Genomic DNA, 14,980 nt, shown 5'->3' with positions numbered 1-14,980 from the left:
CTTGCCATGTCCATCGGTCACACCCTCCTAGGACTCCTGGAGTCCGGGCCCCGTCATGGTTACGACCTCAAGCGGGCCTTCGACGACAAGTTCGGTCACGACCGGCCGCTGCACTACGGCCAGGTCTACTCGACGATGTCCCGGCTGCTGAAGAACGGGCTCGTCGAAGTCGACGGGATCGAGGCCGGCGGCGGGCCCGAGCGCAAGCGGTACGCGATCACCGAGGCCGGGATCACCGACGTACAGCGGTGGCTCGCGACCCCGGAGAAGCCCGAGCCGTATCTCCAGTCGACCCTGTACACCAAGGTCGTCCTCGCCCTGCTCACCCACCGCGACGCGGCCGACATCCTCGACACCCAGCGCGCCGAGCACCTGCGCATGATGCGGATCCTGACCGACCGCAAGCGCAAGGGCGACCTCGCCGACCAGCTGATCTGCGACCACGCGCTGTTCCACCTCGAGGCCGACCTGCGGTGGCTCGAACTGACCGCCGCGCGCCTCGACAAACTCGCCGAGGCGGTGACCAGGTGACTCCCCCTCCCGGTTCCCTGCTCGCCGCCGAGGACCTGCGCAAGGCGTACGGACCGACCGTCGCGCTCGACGGCGCCGAGTTCTCCATCCACCCGGGCGAGGTCGTCGCCGTGATGGGCCCGTCCGGGTCCGGCAAGTCGACCCTGCTCCACTGCCTCGCCGGGATCGTGCCGCCCGACTCGGGCTCGATCACCTACAACGGCCGTGAGATGTCCGGCATGAACGACGCTCAGCGGAGCCTGCTCCGGCGCTCGGAGTTCGGGTTCGTCTTCCAGTTCGGACAGCTGGTGCCCGAGCTGACCTGCGTGGAGAACGTGGCCCTTCCGCTGCGGCTGAACGGCACCTCCCGCAAGGAGGCCGAGCGGACCGCCCTGTCCTGGATGGCGCGACTGGAGGTCGACGACCTCGCGAAGAAGCGGCCCGGTGAGATCTCCGGCGGCCAGGGCCAGCGCGTCGCCGTCGCCCGCGCCCTGGTCACCAACCCGCGTGTGCTGTTCGCCGACGAGCCCACGGGCGCGCTCGACTCGCTCAACGGCGAGCGCGTGATGGAACTGCTCACCGAGGCGGCCCGGTCCACCAATGCGGCCGTCGTGCTGGTCACGCACGAGGCGCGGGTCGCCGCGTACTCCGACCGCGAGATCGTCGTACGCGACGGCAAGTCCCGGGACATGGAGCGCATCGTATGAGGATGCGCCAGGCGACCAGGGACCTGGTCATGGGCGCCAGGTTCGCGTTCACCGGTGGGCGCGAGGGATGGGTCCGGCTGCTGCTCACCGCGGTCGGCGTCGGCCTCGGTGTGTCGCTGCTGCTGCTCACCACCGCACTGCCCGCCGCGCTCGCGACACGACACGACCGGGAGCTCGGGCGCGCCGACCACACCTACGGCCGTCCCATATCCAAGGCCGACGACACCCTGGTCATCGCGGACATCGACACCACGTTCCGCTCCCATGACATCCGCGGCCGGGTGATGGACCCCGAGGGTGCCCGGGCACCGCTGCCGCCCGGACTGGAGAGCTTTCCGCAGCCGGGCGAGATGGTGGTCTCCCCCGCGCTGAAGACGCTGCTCGCCTCCGACGAGGGCCGGATCCTGCGGGACCGGCTGCCGTACCGGATCGTCGGCACCATCGCGGAGCAGGGACTCGTCGGCTCACACGAACTCGCCTACTACGCGGGCGCCAAGGGGCTCGCGGCGCAGATCGCGCCTCCGGACGTGGCCCGGATCAACCGGTTCGGGGATCCCGAGCTCACCCCCGAGAAGTCGGACCCCGTCCTGCTCATGCTGATGCTCGTCGTCTTCGTGGCGCTGCTCATGCCCGTCGGCGTCTTCATCGCGGCGGCCGTGCGGTTCGGCGGCGAGCGGCGCGACCGGCGGCTCGCGGCGCTGCGTCTCGTCGGCTCCGACAGCGGCATGACCCGGCGGATCGCCGCCGGTGAGGCCCTCGCGGGAGCACTGCTCGGGCTGGTCTTCGGCACCGTCTTCTTCCTGCTCGGCAGGCAGGCCGCGGGGTCCGTCGAGGTCTTCGACATCAGCGTCTTCCCCAGCTATCTGAACCCCTCCCCGGCGCTGGCCCTGCTGGTGGCGGTCGCCGTACCGGCGGCCGCGGTGCTGGTCACCCTGTTCGCGCTGCGCGGTGTGGTCATCGAGCCGCTCGGCGTGGTGCGCGCGGCGAAGCCGGCACGGCGCCGGCTGTGGTGGCGGCTGCTGCTGCCGCTCGGCGGGCTCGCACTGCTCTACCCGATGGTTGGCAAGGGCCATGACCACGGGGCCTTCAACGAGTACCTGGTCGTCGGCGGTGTGCTGCTGCTGCTCGTCGGGGTCACGGCGCTGCTGCCGTGGGTGGTGGAGGCGGTCGTGGCCCGGCTCACCTCGGGCGGAGTGGCCTGGCAACTGGCTGTGCGCAGGCTGCAGTTGAGCAGCGGCACCGCCGCCCGCATGGTCAACGGGATCGCGGTGGCGGTCGCCGGGGCCATCGCGCTGCAGATGCTGTTCGCCGGTGTGCAGAGCGACTACACCAAGGCGACGCAGTACGACGTGACACGGGCGCAGATGCAGGTCAGCCTGCCGAAGGCGGGTCCGGTCGACGCCGTCGCCGAGCAGCTGCGGACCACCAAGGGAGTACGCCACGTCACGGCCATCGAGGAGTCGTACGCCGGGGACCGGCGCACCGACCCGCAGCGGTCCGCCGAGATGACCGTGGGCGACTGCACAACCCTGCGGGAGTTGGCGCGACTGCCCTCGTGCCGGGACGGCGATGTGTTCGTCGTGGCGCGCGGCGCGGACGACCCCGACACGCCGAAGCTGGCCAAGCCCGGCCTGACCCTGTACATCGACCCGGGCTACGCCGACGAGAAGCGCGCGGAGGTCCCCTGGACGGTGCCCCACGGGCTGAAGCAGACACAGTCGCTCAAGGCCCCGGACGGCGTGCTGCACGGTGGTTTCCTGATTGCCAAGGGCGCGCTGACCGCGAAGGAGGCACCGGCCTTCCGGGGGGACGTGTACGTCTCGCTCGACCACTCGGTGCCCGACGCGCAGGAGTACGTCCGCAACACGGCGGCCAAGGTGGCTCCGCTCACGAACCCGCAGACCTGGGCGGCCAGCCAGGAGTCCGGGCGCTTCACCTCCATCCGCACCGGGCTGTTCGTCGGCGCCACCTGTGTGCTGGCGCTGATCGGGGCCAGCCTGCTGGTCTCCCAGCTGGAGCAGTTGCGCGAGCGCAAGAAGCTGCTGTCGTCGCTGGTCGCCTTCGGCACCCGGCGCCGCACGCTGAGTCTGTCGGTGCTGTGGCAGACGGCGATCCCGATCGCGCTCGGCCTGCTGCTGGCGGCGGCGGTCGGACTGACACTGGGCGCGGTCCTGCTGAAGATGGTCGCCGCGTCCGTGACCGTCGACTGGGCGAGCGTGCTGACGATGACCGGTATCGGCGCGGGCGTGGTGCTGCTGGTGACGGTGCTCAGCCTGCCGCCGCTGCTGCGGCTGATGCGGCCGGAGGGACTGCGCACCGAGTGAGTGCCGGCCGCCCGTGCGGGCCCCTCCCCCGTCAGGGGAGGGGCCCGCGCGCGTCACAGGGCGTACTCCTTCACCACCCGGCGGACCTGGGCGAACAGCATGCCGACGTTCACCGACTTGCGGCAGACGACCACGGCGACGACGTCCTGCTGCTCGTTCATCCGCACGAACAGATGGGTGAGGTTCTCGCTGTTGACGAGGATCTCCTGGAAGAAGTGGTTGTCGCTGGAGACCCCCCGGCGTTCCTTGAACACGTCCTCGATCATCACGACCGTACGGCCCTGGAACAGGTCGAGAGTCGCGCCCGCGAGGAGGTCGAGGACCTCCGGCGGGTGGTTGTCCACCGTCTCGTACGACAGCAGCATTCCCGTCGACATGTCGACCACGCCGGAGGCGACACAGTCGGGTGCGTCCGTACGCAGGGACTTGACCAGGCCCATCACCTGGTCGGAGAAACCGGGAGTCATACGCTTCGTCGCCATCCCTTCACACTCCCTCGGGTGCCTTCGCGGCAAGGATCGAACCGATGCGGTCCAGGGCCGGGCGGGTCGCCCGGTGCAGTCCGTCGACGTCCACGCCCTCGTCGCCGAGCACGACCATGAGCGCGGTGTCGCCGACGGCGTAGAACGCGGCACAGCCCTCGGTGCCGTACGCGACCGTGCCGCGCAGGGCGCCGCGGGCGGTCGCCTGGGTCGTGCGCCGGGCGAGGCCGAGGGCGGCCGCGGCGAGGGCGGCGAGCCCTTCGGGGTCGATGCCGCTCGCCGTGTCGGCCGCTATGAGCAGTCCGTCCGCTGCCGCCACCGCGGTGTCCGTGATTCCGGACACCTGTTCGCGCAGGCCGCGCATTTCGAGTGCCAGCGCTTTGTGATCCATGTACACAACTCCCTACGAATGATCCTTGGGTGATCGCATCGGTTCGCCTTTCGTCTGTGTGTGAGGTGCCGGGTCTCGTGAGGTGCCGGGTGGTCATTTGGCGCTTCCGCTGCGCAGGCGGAAGAACCCTTTCCAGCTCGCTCCCTGCTTTTCGGGCGTGATCGTCGCGGTGATACCGCTGGCGCCGGGTGTGCGCCGGGGCAGGGAGGGAGCAGGTTCCGGGGGCCGGCGGGGTGCGGTGCCGGGGTCCTGTGACGGGGGTGCGGGGTCCGCGGACGGGGCCGGCACGGTTGCGGGATCCGGGGCACGGGGGCGCAGCCCCTGCGCGGGCGCACGGGTCGCGATCCGGAGCCCGGGGTCGGCCGACTCGACGCATTCGAGGTATCCCTCGTCCAGCAGGCGGGCCATCTCGACGGTGACCGTGTAGACCGCGCGGCCGGTGCGGAAGGCGATGTCCCGGGCCGTCCGGCGGCCGTCGCAGTTCAGGAGCAACTCGCGGCGCACCGAGCTCAGTTGGGTGACGTCGACCTCCAGGGCGGGCAGCGGGCGCTCCCGCCCCGGCCGCATCCGGTGGGGCAGTACGTCGAGTGCGGCCAGCTTGCGTGCGGCCTGGTGCAGCAGCCGCATCGGGCCCTCGCCGACGGTGAGCGCCTCGGGCGGCTCCACCGGGTCCGGAACGGGCTCGCAGCCGTCCACGTCCCCGGCGACGATCGCGAACACCGCGTCCTGCATCGCCATCACACGGACGACCCGCAGTTCGGCCGCCCCGGCGCCGGACCGGCCGGAACGCATCAGCAGCGTTCCGGGGCCCGGGGCGCCGGGGCTCGCGACGGCGACGACGAGACCGCCGCGCAGATGGACGACTCCCCCGGGCTGCCCGGAGATCCGAAGCGCACCGTCGCCCTTTTCCCTCGCGTACTGCGTCACCGCATGCGACAGCAGGTCGTAACCGGCCCGCCCAAGGGAATCCCGTATGCCCGCCACAACTCCCCTTGGAATGTCGCACACACGCCTGACGCGTCACGCTGAGGGGGTATGTGTATCAAGCCCGTACGCATATTCCAGCGAAATTCGCACTACCTGACGGAAGTTGGCATTTCTCGCCGTTCCCGGAGCGTCATCGGTACGGCATCGGACATTCGAATGACCGAGTACACAACCGGGGTTGCCCGGTGTGCGGTCAGGCGCCGGCCGCGGGCACCCGCGTCAGGCGTCGGCCGCGAGCACCCGTACCGGCAGCGGCCGCAGGGCGCCCCGCAGCGCCTCGGCCAGCTCCTCGTACTCGGCGCCCCGGGCGGCGCCCGCGCGCATCGCGAGGGCCACGCGCCGGGTCGGGGCCGGGTCCGCGAAGTAGCCCGTGAGGAGCTGGCTGTTGCGGGTGGTCTCCACCTTCAGCGCGGTGTGCGGCAGCAGGGTCACCCCGAGGCCGCCGGCCACGAGCTGGACGAGGGTGGACAGTCCGGCGGCGGTCGTGGTCACGGGCGCGTCCGCACGACCGGCCTCCCGGCAGATGTCCAGGGCCTGGTCCCGCAGACAGTGGCCCTCGTCCAGAAGCAGCAGATTCAGCTCGCGCAGCGCCTCGCGGGGTATCCCCTCCCGTCCGCCGAGCCAGTGGTCGAGCGGGGTGACGAGTACGAAGTCCTCGTCGAACAGCGGGAGTTCGGCGACTCCGGGCATGCCCAGGGGCACGGCGAGGAGCAGCAGGTCGAGGCGGCCGCTGGTGAGCCCTTCGAGCAGGCTGGCGGTCTGCTCCTCGTGGACCTGAAGGTCGAGGTGCGGGTAGCGGTCGTGGACCAGGTTGAGGACGGTCGGCAGCAGATACGGCGCCACGGTCGGGATCACCCCGAGCCGCAGCACCCCGGTGAAGGGCGCCCGGACGGCCTCGGCCTCCTCCATGAGGGCACCGACCTCGTCCAGCACCGCCTTGGCCCGTACGGCGAGGCGCTCGCCGGCGGGCGAGAGGAGCACCTTGCGGGTGGTGCGCTCCAGCAGGGTGACGCCGAGCACCTCCTCCAGCGCGGAGACGGCGCCCGACAGCGCGGGCTGGCTCATGCCGATCGCGGCGGCGGCGTCCCGGAAGTGCAGATGCTCGGCGACGGCGGCGAAGGCCCGCAGCTGGGCGAGACTGGGCTGGCGGCGCCCGTGGGACCTGGCCCCAGCCATGGCATACCCCTTACTCATGGTCACTGATAATCCTCACCGATCAACGCGACCGAGTGTAGCTATTTCCCGAATCAATGCACCCTGTGCCAGGATCGTGAGAGTCCAACCCATGAGAAATGCCTTGCATCCGAGGTGTTTCTGTGCTTCAAGGAGAGCGTGTGCTCACTGTCGGTGACAAGTTCCCCGAGTTCGAACTGACCGCCTGCGTCTCGCTGGAGAAGGGCAAGGAGTTCGAGCAGATCAACCACAAGACCTACGAGGGCAAGTGGAAGATCGTTTTCGCCTGGCCCAAGGACTTCACCTTCGTGTGCCCGACCGAGATCGCCGCCTTCGGCAAGCTGAACGACGAGTTCGCCGACCGTGACGCCCAGATCCTCGGCTTCTCCGGTGACTCCGAGTTCGTGCACCACGCCTGGCGCAAGGACCACCCGGACCTGCTCGAGCTGCCCTTCCCGATGATGGCCGACTCGAAGCACGAGCTGATGCGCGCCCTGGGCATCGAGGGCGCGGACGGCTTCGCCCAGCGTGCCGTCTTCATCGTGGACCAGAACAACGAGATCCAGTTCACCATGGTGACCGCGGGCTCCGTCGGCCGTAACCCGAAGGAGGTCCTGCGGGTCCTGGACGCCCTGCAGACCGACGAGCTGTGCCCCTGCAACTGGAGCCAGGGCGACGAGACCCTCGACCCGGTCAAGCTGCTGGCCGGTGAGTGACCCATGTCCCTCGACTCCCTCAAGTCCGCCGTCCCGGACTACGCCAAGGACCTGAAGCTCAACCTGGGCTCGGTCATCGGCAACTCCGACCTGCCGGCCCAGCAGCTGTGGGGCACGGTGCTGGCCACGGCGATCGCCTCGCGCTCGCCGATCGTGCTGCGCGAGCTGGAGCCCGAGGCGAAGGCGAACCTCACGCCCGAGGCGTACACCGCGGCCAAGTCCGCGGCCGCCGTCATGGCGATGAACAACGTCTTCTACCGCACCCGCCACCTGCTCTCGGACCATGAGTACGGCACCCTGCGCGCCGGTCTGCGGATGAACGTCATCGGCAACCCCGGGGTCGACAAGGTCGACTTCGAGCTGTGGTCGTTCGCCGTGTCCGCGATCAACGGCTGCGGCATGTGCCTGGACTCCCACGAGCAGGTCCTGCGCAAGGCGGGCATGGAGCGTGAGGTCATCCAGGAGGCCTTCAAGATCGCTGCGGTCATCCAGGCCGTCGGCGTCACCCTGGACGCGGAGGCTGTCCTGGCCGAGTGACGGCCGTATCACCGAAGAGGCCCGCTCCCAGCTGCCGCTGGGGGCGGGCCTCTTCGTATGCGCGAGGGCGGCTGGGGCGTGCGACACGCCCCGGTGCTACGACCGCGTCTCGTCCAGCGGCGGCTTCGCCGGGGTCTCGGTCGAGGCCGTACCGAGGTCCGGCTCCGAGGGCTGGTGCGGCACGGCGCTCGCGTACGACCGCAGATAGCCCACCACGGTGTTCGTCACCGCCACCAGCGGCACCGCCACCACGGCCCCGCCGATCCCGGCGACCATCCCACCGGCCGTCACCGACAGGACCACCGCCAGTGGATGGACCCTCACGGCCCGGCCCAGGATGAACGGCTGCAGGATGTGCCCCTCGATCTGCTGGACGGCGAGCACCACGACCAGCGTCATGATCGCGGTGAAGACACCCTGGGTCACCAGCGCCACGACCACCGCCAGCGCGCCCGAGGCGACCGCACCCACCAGGGGGATGAAGGAGAACAGGAAGATGAAGACGGCGAGCGGCACGGCCATGGGGACGTTCAGGAAGTAGATCCCGAGGCCGATGAAGATCGCGTCGATCAGGGCCACGATCACCGTGCCCCGGACATAGGCGGTCAGGGTGCGCCACGCCCGCGGGCCCGCGCCCGCGACGCCCGGCCGGGCCGCGGCCGGCACCAGCTTCAGCGTCCACTCCCAGATGCGCCGGCCGTCGTAGAGCAGGAAGAGGGTGGAGAACATCGTCAGGAGGATGCCGGTGAGCGCCTCCACGATGACCGTCACGCCCTCGAGACCCGCCGAGGTGATCTGGTCGGTGTTGGCGCCGATCGCCTCCCGCAGATTCTTCGCGATCTCGTTGATCTGCTTGTCCGTGACATGGAAGGGGCTGTGCAGCAGCCACTTGCGCAGCTCGTCGATGCCGTCCTGGATCTGGTTGGAGAGCGAGTCGATGTTCTCCATGACCTGCCAGGTCACGAACCACCCGATCAGACCCATGACGACGAAGCCGAGGACGGCGGTCATCGCGGTGGCGGGCCCCCGCGGCACCCCGTAGCGCCGCAGCCGCGCCACGGTCGGCTGCAGCAGCGCCGTGATGAGCAGCGCGCACACGAAGGCGAACACCACCAGCTGGACGGAGCTGATGACCCGCATCAGCACCCAGAGCGTGCCCGCGAGGACGAGCAGCCGCCAGCCCGCCTCGGCCGCGACCCGTACGCCCCACGGGACCGCCTCGACGGGGTGCGGGCGAGACTGCGGCGTGGCGGGCACATACGTCGACGGCTGCACATGGTCCACCACCGGCGGCGGTTCGGGCGCGGTGTGCTCCTTCTCCACCTCGGCGCGGCGCTCGTCCAGCCGCTCACTCACCTGGGTGATCCCGGCGCCGATCCGAGCCAGCCAGCCTGGCACTTGCGACATGATCCGTCCTCTTCCCCCGTGTCCCCGGGTGCGGCCCACCACTCCCCCCTGGAGTCGTCGCCTCCGACCGTACATTGCAGGCGCCGTCTGCCGTGTGAACAGCCGTAGCCCCTCACCGAATAGACGGTGAGGGGCTACGCGAGGTTGAGCGGCCGGGCGCGGTGGACCCGCGGCTCAGTACCAGCTGTTGGCCTGCCAGAACGACCACGCCTGACACGGGCTGCCGTACCGGCTGTTCATGTAGTTGAGGCCCCACTTGATCTGTGTGGCCGGGTTCGTCTGCCAGTCGGCACCGACGGACGACATCTTGGAGCCGGGCAGGGCCTGGAAGAGGCCGTAGGCACCGGAAGAGGCGTTGACCGCCTGGTAGTTCCAGCTTGACTCGTGGTTCACGATGTTGCTGAAGCACTGGAACTGGCCGGCTCCGACCATCGAGCGCGCCATCGCCTGGATCTGCGCGACCGAGTAGGAGCTCTGAACGGGGAAGCTGGAGGCGTCACGGGTCGCGTCGCGGCTGGCCTTCTGCTCGGCCTCCTTGCGCGCCTTGGCGTCCTCCTCGGCCTTCTGAGCAGCCTTCTGCTTGGCCACCGCGTCCGCGGCCGCCTGCTTGCGGGCCGACTCCTCGGCGTCCTTCTTGGCGCTCGCGTCGGCGGCGATGGCCTGGGCGTCGGCCTGCTGCGTCAGCGACGCGGTCTGGACCTGGGCCTGCTGTCCTGCGGGTATGTCCGCGAGGAGCGTGGTCTCGCTAGCCGTTGCCTCGGCGTCGCTCGAGGGCTGTCCAGTGCTGCCCGAGGCAACACCGGTGACGGCGCCTACAGCGGTGACCGCCGTGGCCGAGGCCACTGCGAATCCCCGGACCGAAATCCGGCTCACACGGTTTCCTTCCAGCATCGCCCGCTTCGGTGACCCTGGCGGACGCAATCGTGCCCCTGACGCTGGCCTCCCAACTGCGGGGTCACGGGAGGCACGGGCCCGGTGGGCAACTTCCGTGACGGAAGCGCCGTGTGGTGCTCGGGCGGCATACGACGGCTCTATGGAGTTCTGGTGCTTCAAGTTGTGCCGTACCGCTGGGGGTACAGGTGTGTCGTATGCGGGGCCTGACAGGACTGAGACTCTGCCGCAACGCGACACCGGGTGGCAATTCTGCGCCGAGTGTGAAAGCTCACACCTCGTTTGGCCCAAGGGATTCACGGAAATACCCACACACCGAAGCGCCGCCCGGATAGGCTCTTGGCCTTTGCCGGACGGCGCCAACTGGTGAGTAACCACCTCACGTTGAACAAGGGGCTCAGATCTGCCCCTCTTCGAGCATTTCGGTCACAAGGGCCGCGATCTGGGACCTCTCGGACCGCGTGAGCGTGACATGCGCGAAGAGCGGATGCCCCTTCAGTTTCTCCACGACGGCGACGACTCCGTCGTACCGGCCCACCCGCAGGTTGTCCCGCTGGGCCACGTCATGCGTGAGAACAACGCGTGAATTGGCGCCGATCCGGGACAGAACGGTCAGGAGAACATTCCGTTCCAGCGACTGGGCCTCGTCCACGATCACAAAGGCGTCGTGCAGCGAACGGCCACGGATGTGAGTAAGAGGAAGGACCTCCAGCATCCCGCGTGCCGTGACCTCTTCGATGACCTCGCGGGTGGTGACCGCGGACAGGGTGTCGAAGACCGCCTGCGCCCAGGGGCTCATCTTCTCGGCCTCGGTGCCCGGCAGATAGCCCAGTTCCTGCCCGCCGACCGCGTACAGCGGCCGGAAGACCATCACCTTCTGGTGCTGCCGGCGCTCCAGCACCGCTTCCAGACCCGCGCACAGCGCCAGCGCGGACTTGCCGGTGCCGGCCCGGCCGCCCATCGACACGATCCCCACGTCCGGGTCGAGCAGCAGGTCGAGGGCGATCCGCTGCTCGGCGCTGCGGCCCTTGATGCCGAACGCCTCCCGGTCCCCGCGCACCAGCCGGACGGTGCCGTCCGCCGCGACCCGGCCCAGTGCCTTGCCCCGCTCCGACTGGATCGTCAGGCCGGTGTGCACAGGGAGGTCCACGGCCTCGGGGACCTGCACCTGTCCCTCTTCGAAGAGAATGTCCACCCGCTCGGCGGACAGCGTCAGTTCGGACATTCCGGTCCATCCGGAGGAGTCCGTGATGGCCAGCTCCGCGCGGTACTCCTCGGCGAGGAGCCCGACCGAGGACGCCTTGATCCTCAGCGGGAGGTCCTTCGACACGACGGTGACGTCGAACCCCTCCGCCTGCAGATTGCGGGCGACCGCGAGGATGCGGGAGTCGTTGTCCCCCAGGCGGTAACCGGTCGGCAGCACGCTGGGGTCCGAGTGGTTGAGCTCGACCCGGAGGGTTCCACCGAGATCCCCGATCGGCAGGGGGGCGTCGAGGCGGCCGTACCGCACCCGGTAGTCGTCGAGCAGACGCAGGGCCTGCCGGGCGAAGTACCCGAGTTCGGGATGGTGCCGCTTGGCCTCCAGCTCCGTCACCACGACGATCGGGAGCACGACCTCGTGCTCGTCGAAGCGAGTCATGGCGTTCGGATCGGCCAGCAGGACGCTGGTGTCGAGAACATAGGTGCGCCGGTCTGGCTTGTGGCGCTTTGCGCTGGTCACCACGGAAGGACGTACCCCCTCGGATGAGGTCGGGGAGCGACGGAGTGAGATGCCGGATGGGGCTGGGCGGGATGAATCCCGACCGGTCCACGGCCGCGATGCACGGGCCGAGAACCGGCCCTCCGTTGCTTCTTCCGTGCCGAGACCGCACGGTCGGGCTGGTGCAAAGGGCCTCCCGGGCGAACGGCCCCGAGCCGTTCGCTGAGATACGACACCCGTGGTTCGGGTGTCGACCTGTTTGGCTTATGCCCTCGAACACGCGCAGCCATGCCAGGGCATACGGCGGCGCCCCGGTGAACTCCTCGTGACGTCCCTCGTCGGGCCCGCACCCAGAAGGGTGGTGCCGGGCCGCGTTGAACGGGTGTCAGCCGCCGTAGCGGCGGTGTCGCGCAGCGTAGTCACGCAACGCGCGCAGGAAGTCGACCTTGCGGAAGGCCGGCCAGAAGACCTCGCAGAAGTAGTACTCCGAATGGGCCGTCTGCCACAGCATGAAACCGGACAACCGCTGCTCGCCACTCGTGCGGATGACGAGGTCGGGGTCGGGCTGGTGGCTGGTGTAAAGGTGGCGGCCGATCAGATCGACGTCCACGGAGTCGGCGAGCTCCTCCATCGAGGTGCCCTTGTCGTGGGCGTCGAGGACCATCGAACGGACGGCGTCGGCGATCTCCTGGCGACCGCCGTAGCCGACGGCGACGTTGACGAGTATCCCGTCGACGTGCGCGGTGGCCTCCTCGGCCTCCTTCACCGCGGTCCGCACATGGCCCGGCAGCATGTCGAGCGCACCGACGTGGTGCACGCGCCAGCGGCCGTCGGCGGCGAGCGAGCGCACGGTGTCCGCGATGATCCCGAGGAGCGGGACCAGCTCCTCCTTGGGCCGGTTCAGGTTGTCCGTGGACATCAGCCAGAGGGTGACGACCTCGACGTCCGTCTCGGCGCACCAGCCGAGGAACTCCTCGATCTTGTCCGCGCCGGCCTGGTGGCCCTGTGCGGTGGTCGAGCCCGCCGCCTTCGCCCAGCGCCGGTTGCCGTCCATGATGACGCCGATGTGCTTGGGCACCTGAGCGTGGTCCAGGTGACCTTCCACCCGGCGTGCGTACAACCTGACCAGCAGGCCGCGCAGCATGTCGCGCAGGTTCACGTGATTGTCAGCCCCTCCGTGCGGATCAGACAGGGTGCGGGCGGGTGATGCGCTCCCCGTCGGATGGCGGTCCCCGGGGGCGAAGCCTACCCCCGGAGCGCCGGGGCACCGCCCACGGGTGTCGGCGGCCCGGTTCAGGGCCGTACGGGTGAACGGCGGCTGAACGGCGGCCCCGTTGTCGCGTTTCCGGGCCGCCGGGCACTGCTCGCCCGCCCGGCTTCCGGGCTCGGTTGGGGATGTCGCGCCCGGTTCGGCCTCAGGGTGGGACGCGCATGTCGCCCGTCCGGTTCCGAGAGGGCGCGCGGGGCGCTCGTCCCGTTTCCGGAGTGGCGTGTGCGGGGCGCTCGTCCCGCTGCCGGGTCGGTCGGTGACGGCAAAGAAAACGGGCCGGTCCGTGGGGGGGAGACGGACCGGCCCGAGGGGGGGTTTCCACCATAACCCTTCGTAAGGGCCGACGGGCGCATTGCCGGGAAACAACTACTCTCCGGAGTCGTCCGACAACGCGTCGGTGGCTCCGGAGGCGTTCATTCCGTACGGTGTCATGGCCGAATCACAGGGGATTCAAAGGAAAACCGGGCGAACCCCGAGGGATTTATGGGGTTTTCGAGCAATGGTGGGGCAGGCGACGACACCACGCGACGTACTCCGGGCGGGTGACCCGTGCGAAAACAGCCACTTGACGCCACCGCTAACGTCGCTGTCATGGCCACGTTCACCACGGCGACGGTAGTCGCACCGGTGCCACTGGAGGTCGCACGGTCGGCGAGCGACCGGCGGCGCGGGCTGCTCGGGCGGGACGGGATCGAGGGGGCACTGCTGCTCAGTCCGGCGAGATCGGTGCACACCCTGGGGATGCGGTTCGCGATCGACGTCGCCTATCTGGACCGCGACTTGCGGGTGGTGGCGGTGCGCACGATGCGGCCGGGGCGGATCGGCCTGCCCCGCCCCTGGGCACGTTACGTCCTGGAGGCGGAGGCGGGAGCGATGGAGCGCTGGGGCGTACGCCGGGGGACCCGCATTCTTCCGGGGGACGCCTGACGGCGCGTCGGCGCATGGAACAGGGCACCGCGCAGCCCCCTCCTCTGCGCGGTGCCGCCCCGCGCAGCTTTGCTCACGCGAAATACCTTGGTCTGAACTTAACGTGGCGTTCGAGGGCGGCGCGAGCCACACCGGATAACGATGTGGAAACCCCGGGCACCGGCACCTCACCGGGACGGAAGCGCCCCGGGCCTGCGGGCCTCGACGAGGAAGCGGGTGCTGTGGGCGACGAACGGCCCCTGGGAGCGGATCTGCTCGTGCAAGGAGCGCAGCCGGGACCCGTAGCGCTCCACGGTGAAGCCGGGCACCATCCAGATCACCTTGCGCAGGAAGTGGACGACCGCGCCGATGTCGAGGAACTCCATACGCAGCCGGGCCTCCTGGAGGTCGACCACCTCCAGGCCGGCCGCCTCGGCCTCGGCCCGCGCCCGCCGGGGATCCCGGGCGTCACGGACCTCCTCCGGCTGCCGCCCGAGGAAGTACTCGACGAGCTCGAACGCGCTCGCCGGGCCGACCTGCTGGGAGAAGTACGTGCCGCCGGGGCGCAGCACACGGGCGATCTCACTCCAGTACGTCCGCACCGGATGCCGGCTGGTGACGAGGTCGAAGGCGGCCTCCGCGAACGGCAGCGGGGCGTCGTCGGGCGAGGCGACCACCACGGCACCGCGCGGATGGAGCAGGGCGGTGGCCCGGGCGACGTTCGGCGGCCAGCCCTCGGTGGCGACGGTGAGCGGCGGCAGCGCCGGCGCGGAGGCCAGGACCTCCCCTCCCCCGGTCTGGATGTCGAGCGCGGCAGCGGCGCCCGCCAGCCGCTCCGCCATCGAACGTGCGTACCCCCACGGAGGCCGCTCCTCCGTCGCCCGCCCCTCGAACCAGGAGAAGTCCCAGCCGTCGACGGGTTCCTCGACGGCCTCACGGACCAGCTCTTCGAACGTACGGTCGCCACTCATACCGGCCAT

General features: G+C 69.9%; 15 protein-coding genes. 6 read left to right on the top strand and 9 right to left on the bottom strand.

The window, feature by feature from the left end:
* The first annotated feature begins 6 nt into the window (after positions 1 to 6).
* Genes ACFY2Z_RS07115 through ACFY2Z_RS07105 form a run of 3 tightly spaced genes read left to right on the top strand, consistent with a single transcriptional unit; the run spans position 7 to position 3,541 of the window.
* Entirely contained in the window at positions 7 to 531 is a 525-nt protein-coding gene (locus ACFY2Z_RS07115; protein ID WP_390743144.1) for a PadR family transcriptional regulator, read from the top strand.
* Complete coding sequence (locus ACFY2Z_RS07110; RefSeq protein ID WP_390743143.1) at positions 528 to 1,217, top strand: ABC transporter ATP-binding protein; 690 nt, start codon at positions 528 to 530, stop codon at positions 1,215 to 1,217. Before ACFY2Z_RS07115 ends, ACFY2Z_RS07110 begins: the two co-directional genes overlap by 4 nt.
* Complete coding sequence (locus ACFY2Z_RS07105; protein ID WP_390743142.1) at positions 1,214 to 3,541, top strand: FtsX-like permease family protein; 2,328 nt, start codon at positions 1,214 to 1,216, stop codon at positions 3,539 to 3,541. The genes ACFY2Z_RS07110 and ACFY2Z_RS07105 overlap by 4 nt, the downstream gene beginning before the upstream one ends.
* 53 nt (positions 3,542 to 3,594) lie before the next feature.
* On the opposite strand, the gene ACFY2Z_RS07100 is transcribed toward ACFY2Z_RS07105, so the two are convergent.
* From ACFY2Z_RS07100 to ACFY2Z_RS07085, 4 genes are all read right to left on the bottom strand, one after another.
* Positions 3,595 to 4,023 (bottom strand): hypothetical protein, encoded by a 429-nt coding sequence (locus ACFY2Z_RS07100; RefSeq protein WP_390743141.1) that lies wholly within the window; start codon positions 4,021 to 4,023, stop codon positions 3,595 to 3,597.
* Positions 4,024 to 4,027: 4 nt separating this feature from the next.
* Complete coding sequence (locus ACFY2Z_RS07095; protein ID WP_365163285.1) at positions 4,028 to 4,414, bottom strand: roadblock/LC7 domain-containing protein; 387 nt, start codon at positions 4,412 to 4,414, stop codon at positions 4,028 to 4,030.
* Between the two features lie 93 nt (positions 4,415 to 4,507).
* Entirely contained in the window at positions 4,508 to 5,398 is an 891-nt protein-coding gene (locus ACFY2Z_RS07090; protein ID WP_390743140.1) for a MarR family transcriptional regulator, read from the bottom strand.
* A gap of 222 nt (positions 5,399 to 5,620) precedes the next feature.
* Positions 5,621 to 6,577 carry a LysR substrate-binding domain-containing protein gene (locus ACFY2Z_RS07085; protein ID WP_390743139.1) on the bottom strand — a complete coding sequence of 319 codons (957 nt, stop codon included), beginning with the start codon at positions 6,575 to 6,577 and terminating at the stop codon, positions 5,621 to 5,623.
* 158 nt (positions 6,578 to 6,735) lie between these two features.
* Between ACFY2Z_RS07085 and ACFY2Z_RS07080 the strand changes: the two genes are divergently transcribed.
* Both ACFY2Z_RS07080 and ACFY2Z_RS07075 read left to right on the top strand, forming a co-directional pair.
* Positions 6,736 to 7,290 (top strand): peroxiredoxin, encoded by a 555-nt coding sequence (locus tag ACFY2Z_RS07080; RefSeq protein WP_390743138.1) that lies wholly within the window; start codon positions 6,736 to 6,738, stop codon positions 7,288 to 7,290.
* Between the two features lie 3 nt (positions 7,291 to 7,293).
* On the top strand, positions 7,294 to 7,827 hold the full coding sequence (locus tag ACFY2Z_RS07075; protein WP_390743137.1) for an alkyl hydroperoxide reductase: 534 nt from the start codon (positions 7,294 to 7,296) through the stop codon (positions 7,825 to 7,827).
* Between the two features lie 96 nt (positions 7,828 to 7,923).
* Here ACFY2Z_RS07075 and ACFY2Z_RS07070 read toward each other — a convergent pair whose 3' ends face one another.
* From ACFY2Z_RS07070 to ACFY2Z_RS07055, 4 genes are all read right to left on the bottom strand, one after another.
* Positions 7,924 to 9,234, bottom strand: coding sequence for an AI-2E family transporter (locus ACFY2Z_RS07070; RefSeq protein ID WP_390743136.1), 1,311 nt, complete (start codon positions 9,232 to 9,234; stop codon positions 7,924 to 7,926).
* Positions 9,235 to 9,408: 174 nt separating this feature from the next.
* Positions 9,409 to 10,125, bottom strand: a complete 717-nt coding sequence (locus ACFY2Z_RS07065) for a transglycosylase SLT domain-containing protein (RefSeq protein WP_390743135.1) — start codon at positions 10,123 to 10,125, stop codon at positions 9,409 to 9,411.
* Between the two features lie 397 nt (positions 10,126 to 10,522).
* On the bottom strand, positions 10,523 to 11,848 hold the full coding sequence (locus tag ACFY2Z_RS07060; protein ID WP_390743134.1) for a PhoH family protein: 1,326 nt from the start codon (positions 11,846 to 11,848) through the stop codon (positions 10,523 to 10,525).
* 361 nt (positions 11,849 to 12,209) lie between these two features.
* Positions 12,210 to 12,983, bottom strand: a complete 774-nt coding sequence (locus tag ACFY2Z_RS07055; RefSeq protein ID WP_390743133.1) for an isoprenyl transferase — start codon at positions 12,981 to 12,983, stop codon at positions 12,210 to 12,212.
* Positions 12,984 to 13,685: 702 nt separating this feature from the next.
* Here ACFY2Z_RS07055 and ACFY2Z_RS07050 point away from each other — a divergent pair.
* Positions 13,686 to 14,021, top strand: a complete 336-nt coding sequence (locus tag ACFY2Z_RS07050) for a DUF192 domain-containing protein (protein ID WP_390743132.1) — start codon at positions 13,686 to 13,688, stop codon at positions 14,019 to 14,021.
* Between the two features lie 167 nt (positions 14,022 to 14,188).
* Here the strand turns inward: ACFY2Z_RS07050 and ACFY2Z_RS07045 are convergent, their stop codons facing one another.
* Complete coding sequence (locus ACFY2Z_RS07045) at positions 14,189 to 14,971, bottom strand: class I SAM-dependent methyltransferase (RefSeq protein WP_390743131.1); 783 nt, start codon at positions 14,969 to 14,971, stop codon at positions 14,189 to 14,191.
* Between the last annotated feature and the right edge of the window lie 9 nt (positions 14,972 to 14,980).

Source organism: Streptomyces sp. NPDC001222 (genome assembly GCF_042896945.1).
Lineage (GTDB): Bacteria > Actinomycetota > Actinomycetes > Streptomycetales > Streptomycetaceae > Streptomyces > Streptomyces gibsoniae.
This window is presented reverse-complemented; position numbering and strand designations above follow the sequence as displayed.

Excerpts from the sequence above, each read along its gene's own strand:
- ACFY2Z_RS07115 (WP_390743144.1), top strand. The coding sequence starts at position 7 with ATGTCCATCGGTCACACCCTCCTAGGACTCCTGGAGTCCGGGCCCCGT.
- ACFY2Z_RS07105 (WP_390743142.1), top strand. The coding sequence starts at position 1,214 with ATGAGGATGCGCCAGGCGACCAGGGACCTGGTCATGGGCGCCAGGTTC.
- ACFY2Z_RS07100 (WP_390743141.1), bottom strand. The coding sequence starts at position 4,023 with ATGGCGACGAAGCGTATGACTCCCGGTTTCTCCGACCAGGTGATGGGC.
- ACFY2Z_RS07095 (WP_365163285.1), bottom strand. The coding sequence starts at position 4,414 with ATGGATCACAAAGCGCTGGCACTCGAAATGCGCGGCCTGCGCGAACAG.
- ACFY2Z_RS07085 (WP_390743139.1), bottom strand. The coding sequence starts at position 6,577 with ATGGCTGGGGCCAGGTCCCACGGGCGCCGCCAGCCCAGTCTCGCCCAG.
- ACFY2Z_RS07075 (WP_390743137.1), top strand. The coding sequence starts at position 7,294 with ATGTCCCTCGACTCCCTCAAGTCCGCCGTCCCGGACTACGCCAAGGAC.
- ACFY2Z_RS07070 (WP_390743136.1), bottom strand. The coding sequence starts at position 9,234 with ATGTCGCAAGTGCCAGGCTGGCTGGCTCGGATCGGCGCCGGGATCACC.
- ACFY2Z_RS07065 (WP_390743135.1), bottom strand. The coding sequence starts at position 10,125 with ATGCTGGAAGGAAACCGTGTGAGCCGGATTTCGGTCCGGGGATTCGCA.
- ACFY2Z_RS07050 (WP_390743132.1), top strand. The coding sequence starts at position 13,686 with ATGGCCACGTTCACCACGGCGACGGTAGTCGCACCGGTGCCACTGGAG.
- ACFY2Z_RS07045 (WP_390743131.1), bottom strand. The coding sequence starts at position 14,971 with ATGAGTGGCGACCGTACGTTCGAAGAGCTGGTCCGTGAGGCCGTCGAG.